Consider the following 6372-nt stretch of genomic DNA (forward strand, 5'->3'; position numbering starts at 1 on the left):
AGACAAAACTTCAAGGAGGAATACTACGACCTCTATCTGTACGAAATAATCATACCCCTTATGGGGATGAAAAGGAACTATCAGAATAAATCTGATAACCTTATTATACGAGGAGGAAATGATTATGAAAATTGCGATTGGTGGCTTAAAAAAGGAAGAAATGAAGGCAGCTATTGAATCAGCGGACAAGACTATTGAGGTGATTGTCTCAAGTGATATGGGCGCAATCCCATTGCTGAACAATAAAGAAGTTGACTATTATTTTGGCGCATGTGAGAGCGGTGGCGGCGCGGCTATTTCAATTCTGATCGGGGTAATTGGTTACAGTAAGTGTGGAATTGCCTGTAAAAATGGTGAGACGCCTACTAAGGATAAACTCTCTAAATTGATTTCAGAAGATAAGATTGTTTTTGGAATGGCACATGACAAAATTGATGTTACTGTTCCTATTTTAGTGGAATTACTTAGAGAAGTTAGATAATAAATTAGGAGTGAGAAAATGTTAGGATCGTATACGATGTTTCAGGTACTTATTACAGTAGCACTTTGTGCTGCGACGGCATTTTTAAGCCATATAGGCGCAGCAGTCTTTCATGATGGGATTAGACCGGTTATTCCAGAATATATTGAAGGGAGAATGAAGCGACCAGAACTGGTTTCTATTGCTTTCGGATTGAGTGTTGGGTTCATTGCTTCTGTGGGAATTGCCCATACAATGGCAACCAATATTTTAAACCCATGGCTACTATTCTTAACAACTGATATTTTGGGTATTTTAGCCCCGAAAAAATGGCTAGCTCCGATATTTGGTGGCATATGGGGAATATTGTGTTTGACAGCTTTGACAGGTATTAATACTGTTTTAACAGGCTTACCAGTAGATATGATTGGGGGCATAGCCGCATTAGGTAATCCTGTAGTAACTGGATTTTCGTTGTTTCCAATTGTTGCTATTTTTATGCAATTTGGGAATAGAACTGGATTTATTGCAGCGGGTACGGCACTTATAGTAAGACAGTTAGCAGATTCTTTTTACCCATCTATGACAGATGCAATGACCATGTTAGTAGGCATCATTATTTTGGTTGGTTTAGCTATTTTTAAGGATGTAAAAAGTAACGCTAACAGTTCTACGGTTGATATTGGAAATGTGTTTACTGAGAGAGTTGGTCGGATTAAGAAGAATTTGCCATATCTCATGATTGCAGGTGCGCTTATTGCGGTTGCCTGTAATAGTCATATTTTTGCAGGCTCTGAGGTCTCCATTTATACATTAGCTGATGCGTATCGAGCAGGTGGTGCGGAGCAATCGCAATTAGTAACACAAGCTGCCTTGGCAGAATTAATCAGAGGCGTCGGATTTATTCCATTAATTGCGACCACGGCCATAACCACGGGTGTATACGGTGTAGCAGGCTTAACATTTGTTTACCCTATTGGCTATTTAGCACCTAATCCTGTGATTGCCGCAATTTTAGGCGCATTAGTTATTTTTGTTGAAGTGATGGTGTTAGGTCTGATTGGTAAAGGGTTAGGGAAATTCCCGTCAATTAAGGATGCATCTGATAACATTCGTTCTTCTATGACCACGGTAATGGAGTTTGCGTTATTGATTGGTTCCATAAATGCTTGTATAACTATGGGAGGAAATACGGGGTTTGCAATTGGAGCGCTAATCTACTTAATAAATGAAATTACTGGACGAAAAATAATGAGAATGGCGATTGGCCCAGTTGCCGCAATTATAGTGGGAATTTTATTAAATATTCTACATATTGTTGGGCTATTCTCTATTTAAGGAGATAAAAACATGATTGAAACAGTTAAAGGGCCAATAGAAAAAGAAGAACTAGGGATTACAATGAGTCATGAACACCTTATTTTAGATTTAAGAGAGGTAAGAAAAGATCAAGATTCTTATAGTTTAGATATTGCCGAAGTATTAAATGAAATTGAACCTTTGAAGAAATATGGCGTTAAAAGCTTTATTGAATTGACTACAAATGATATGGGAAGAGATGTGGAAAAACTAGTAGAAATAGCGAATCAATCTGGTTTTCATATTGTTTGTGCCACTGGATTCTATTTAGTAGACTATCACTCTGATTGGCTAAAGCAAGCTAGCGTCCAAGAAATAGCGGATCTTTTCATCAAAGAGCTGACAGTTGGGATAGGTGATACGAAAATTAAAGCAGGAATTATTGGGGAAATCGCAACCAGTTATAATATGGTAAATCCGTCAGAACAAAAAGTATTTGAAGCCGCAGCGGTAGTGTCCGCAAAGCTAGGCTGTCCGATTAACACTCATTCAGACATGGGAACGATGGGAGAGGTTCAATGCGATATGCTTCTAATTGACGGAGTTAATCCAGATAAAATCATTTTGGGGCACAATGATTTAAATTTGGATTTGGCTCATCATTTATCATTATTAGAAAGAGGCGTCAACTTAGCTTTTGATACGGTATCTAAAACTAGCTACAATTCTGATCGAGATAGAGCGATTCATTTAAAGAAATTGATAGATCACGGCTATGAAGATCATTTGGTAGTGTCTCAAGACGTATCTAGAAGAACTTACTTCAAAAAATTTAAACAAGCTGGTTATGAAGCGGTCATGGAATACTTTGTAGACATGCTTAAAGAGGAAGACGTTTCTGAAGAGCAAATTAATAAACTATTAATAACGAATCCGGCACGAATATTAGATTGGAAATAATAATTTTATATGGTAGTGAGGTGATGAGGAATGGAAAAAAAGAGAGTTATAGTAATCGTTTTAGATAGCTTTGGAATAGGGGCAATGGATGATGTCGTTGAGGTCAGACCGCAGGATATTGGCGCAAATACATGCTTACATCTAATTGAAGATAAGTCGGTGAAAGATTGGGCAGTGCTAAAGAAACTTGGCTTAATTAATTCTCTGGGAATTGAAAGACCGGGCTTTGAGAAACAGAAGTCGGCCATATATGGAAGCAGTGAATTAAAGCACTATGGGGCGGATTCTTACTTTGGACATCAAGAGATTGCTGGAACCAATCCTCAAAAGCCAGTTTTTTGCGAAATAGCTCCATTTATCGACACGATAGAACTGGATTTATTGGCAGAAGGGATGAAAGTTGAACGATTTAAGAAAGACACCCTCACCTTGTTGAAGGTTAACGATGCTATTTGTATTGGTGATAATATGGAAACAGATTTAGGGCAAGCGATTAACGTTGTTGGCGCAATTGACGTATGCGGATTTGAATTAATTGAAAGAGTCGGCAGAATTGTTAGAAAACATGTCACGGTACCTCGAGTGATTGCTTTTGGGGGCGCTAATGTTTCGTTTGAAGAAATAGTTTCAACGATTATTACAAAGGATAATAAATTCATTGGTGTTGATGCACCGGCATCAGGGGTATATCGCGACAACTATCAGGTCGTTCATATCGGCTTTGGTGTTGATGAAACAAAACAAGTTCCGACTGCTTTAAAAAAAATCGGGATTAACAATTATTTTTATGGAAAGGTAGCCGATATAGTGGCGAATCCTTTAGGAACTAATTTTTCAGCAGTGGATACGGATACTATTTTTGATGCTATCATTAAGGACTTAGCAGCAATTGATCAAGGGTTCTTTTTCTTAAACATTCAAGAAACAGATTTGGCAGGTCATGCTGAAGACTGTGAAAGATATATTGACAGACTTAATTGTTCGGATAAACGCCTAAAGGAAGTAATCAGTTTATTAACGGATGAGGATCTATTGATTGTCATGGCAGATCATGGTAATGATCCAACAATTGGTCATAGCCGTCATACAAGGGAAAATGTTCCATTGTTGATTCATACTAAAAAGAGCAAAGAAACTCTTATTGATATCGGAAGAAGAGAGACGATGGCAGATGTTGGGGCGACTGTGGCAGATTTTTTTGGTACGACTATTGAATTTGGGACCTCCTTTTTAACTGATATTACATAAAAACTCTGAGTGCAAAGGTATTATTTTTGCACTCAGAGTTATTTTAGTAGCTAGGGAGTTGCTGTCCATTGATCACCTTTTTTTGAATGGTGAGAACATCCGTTACATTAATCATTGAGCCAATTACTTTTTTTAGTTCATGGCGTTCCTTATTAATAACGATAACAGCAATAGTGTTGTTGATGCTGTCTATAGGAAGTGGGACTATGCGGATGTTATGAATGCGAGCATCAATTTCATCCCCATTCCAAATAGTGGCATCAATCTCCTTTGAATGAAGCTTTCCAACGAGCTGGTTGTACTGAACAGGTACAAAGGTTACGTTGTACAGTTTTGTTACTTCTTTAGTTAGAGTCAGTTGGTCGATAGAGTCGTAGTCAACACCAATTCTCATGCCATCTTCTAATTGATTGTTTTCTTTTTCAGAAAACATAAGTACGTGGTCATTTAAAAAAGATTTTTCTCCAAATTCTTGAATTATTTCGATATTATTTTTTACTTTTAAATGTTCTAAGGCAGCGTGTTTAGAGATAATAGCAAAATCATAACGATTATTAGCAATCATTTCGATTCTTTTCTGAGCACCGCGCATATAGGCCATATTGACAGGGATATTCAATTTATTTTCCATGGATTGTAGTATACCTGTAGCGAGTCCTTCATAGATTGCGGAATATGGCAAAGGCATAGCCCCTATTAAAAATGTGACTTGGGCGAAATCTAAAAGAGTTTTGAGATTCTTCTCTTTTAAAAATGTTCCTAATGCACCACGAGCTTCTAACGTAACTGCACCAGATTTAGTTAATTCTTTAATAGAGTTTTGAATCGTTCCCCGTGACACATCCATTTTTGCTTGGAATTCAGAAACGGTTAAAATTTTTTGACCAATGTCAGTCGCAATAAAATCTTTAGCTATTGTTGAAACGACTTGTCCATTTTTTGTTGTAAATTTTTTTATTGACGGTGGCATTGTTTACTACTCCTTTATCATGATAACTGTCATTGTTTATATTGAGTCTACCACAAATCATACTATCTTAATATGACCTATTCGTCAAAAAAGCAAATATCTGCCATAAGTGACGAAGAGAAAAAGAATTTAAGCCATCTGTTTCCATGTCTTTCAAGAAATTTACTAAAGCCAGTTTTACTTATGACGGTGTTTATTGATAGATAAGAGAGTGTCTAAATCACCCCGAGGAAAACTGGAAATAAAACAGAAATCTATTCCAAAGGGCACTAGTAAGAATAAAAAAATGTGGTATGATAATTTTATTAATGAGTATAAGCTTTCTAGAGTGGTTAAGAGGCATAAAAAATGATGTAAAACAAAATTAGATAGGCGGTAAGTCAAAATGAAATTACTAGAATACAAAGGACAAAGTGAATTAAAAGAACAGATAAACAGTTATTACTTGCCCCAAGAGCAGGTTATATTCTCAGGTCTACCGAAAGATTCCATTAGTAGCTCGTTTAAAGATGACAACAGATACCCAATCATGTTACTAACAGAAGAGGGAGCCTTGACTACTTTTTTTATTTTGCATGAAAAGGATGGCGTAAAGGAGTACTCTGATAATGAACAAGCCATACTATTAAGAAGTTTTTCTACAGAGTTTAGCCATCAGGGAAAAGGATACTCTAAGTTAGCGTTAGAATTACTTCCAGAGTATATAGAAAAGAATTTTGAGTCTGTAAATGAAATTATACTGGCTGTCAACTCTGTTAATAGTTCTGCTATAAATTTGTACAATGACAGTGGGTTTATAGATACTAAGAGAAGAATTAAAACAGAGTACGGAGAGCTTCTTGTTTTGAGTCAAACTATTGAAGTATCATAATTATGGTACTTCAATAGTTTGACAGAGTTGAAAGGAAATGAGTTAATGACGACTAATAAAAAACAAAATGATTTAAAAATATTTCAAGATTATATTCAAAGCTGGATACAAAAAGACTGTTCCTTATTTCTGTCTCTTTTAGCTGATAATGTAACCGTTACTGAGTGATAAGAAAATTGAGCTTGTTATATAATTGCTAGTGTTTGTTTAATTATTCACTAAAATAAACGGAACTCTTATAATTGATACGTGCTTGATATAGCTGTTAGATAACATAGAGAAATTGTTGTAAATGATGTCCTTTGATAAGTGATTCATAAAGAGTCGCTAGCAATGTTTAACCGATCAGTATGAGATAAGAGGATAGAATGAAGCAGAGAAAGACTTTAGTTGTCTAGTTGCTCTTAATCCCCATCCTATTCGCATAATCTAGCGAATAGGATGGGGATTAACGATGTTATTTAATAAAAAAAGTATTGACAGCGTTTTCGTTTAATTGTACACTGTGGGCGTTAGGAACGACCCAGACAATTACATACAAACCATTGGCTACTATCTCCGGGG

The 6372-nt window shown here is 36.3% G+C and carries 6 protein-coding genes; 5 read left to right on the forward strand and 1 reads right to left on the reverse strand.

All coding sequences use genetic code 11. From position 1 onward, the window contains the following. Positions 1–124 precede the first annotated feature (124 nt). The 4 genes from AC5KOD_RS03270 to AC5KOD_RS03285 are packed head-to-tail and all read left to right on the forward strand — an operon-like array spanning position 125 to position 3967. Entirely contained in the window at positions 125–481 is a 357-nt protein-coding gene (locus AC5KOD_RS03270) for a DUF2620 family protein (RefSeq protein ID WP_496913107.1), read from the forward strand. An 18-nt stretch (positions 482–499) separates the two neighbouring features. Further along, positions 500–1798: a YhfT family protein gene (locus tag AC5KOD_RS03275; RefSeq protein ID WP_496913108.1), complete on the forward strand. Its 1299-nt coding sequence runs from the start codon at positions 500–502 to the stop codon at positions 1796–1798. A 12-nt stretch (positions 1799–1810) separates the two neighbouring features. After that, positions 1811–2719, forward strand: a complete 909-nt coding sequence (locus AC5KOD_RS03280; RefSeq protein ID WP_496913109.1) for a phosphotriesterase family protein — start codon at positions 1811–1813, stop codon at positions 2717–2719. Positions 2720–2749: 30 nt separating this feature from the next. Further along, entirely contained in the window at positions 2750–3967 is a 1218-nt protein-coding gene (locus AC5KOD_RS03285) for a phosphopentomutase (RefSeq protein WP_496913110.1), read from the forward strand. A 43-nt stretch (positions 3968–4010) separates the two neighbouring features. On the opposite strand, the gene yhfZ is transcribed toward AC5KOD_RS03285, so the two are convergent. Continuing rightward, on the reverse strand, positions 4011–4937 hold the full coding sequence (gene yhfZ, locus AC5KOD_RS03290; RefSeq protein WP_496913111.1) for a GntR family transcriptional regulator YhfZ: 927 nt from the start codon (positions 4935–4937) through the stop codon (positions 4011–4013). Between the two features lie 385 nt (positions 4938–5322). Between yhfZ and AC5KOD_RS03295 the strand changes: the two genes are divergently transcribed. Then, positions 5323–5808, forward strand: a complete 486-nt coding sequence (locus tag AC5KOD_RS03295) for a GNAT family N-acetyltransferase (protein ID WP_496913112.1) — start codon at positions 5323–5325, stop codon at positions 5806–5808. The last annotated feature ends 564 nt before the right edge of the window (positions 5809–6372 follow it).

Source organism: Vagococcus sp. WN80Y (assembly GCF_059621045.1).

Bases quoted from the DNA above. Each gene is read 5' to 3' on its own strand.
- AC5KOD_RS03270 (WP_496913107.1), top strand. From the start codon at position 125: ATGAAAATTGCGATTGGTGGCTTAAAAAAGGAAGAAATGAAGGCAGCT.
- AC5KOD_RS03275 (WP_496913108.1), top strand. From the start codon at position 500: ATGTTAGGATCGTATACGATGTTTCAGGTACTTATTACAGTAGCACTT.
- AC5KOD_RS03280 (WP_496913109.1), top strand. From the start codon at position 1,811: ATGATTGAAACAGTTAAAGGGCCAATAGAAAAAGAAGAACTAGGGATT.
- AC5KOD_RS03285 (WP_496913110.1), top strand. From the start codon at position 2,750: ATGGAAAAAAAGAGAGTTATAGTAATCGTTTTAGATAGCTTTGGAATA.
- yhfZ (WP_496913111.1), bottom strand. From the start codon at position 4,937: ATGCCACCGTCAATAAAAAAATTTACAACAAAAAATGGACAAGTCGTT.
- AC5KOD_RS03295 (WP_496913112.1), top strand. From the start codon at position 5,323: ATGAAATTACTAGAATACAAAGGACAAAGTGAATTAAAAGAACAGATA.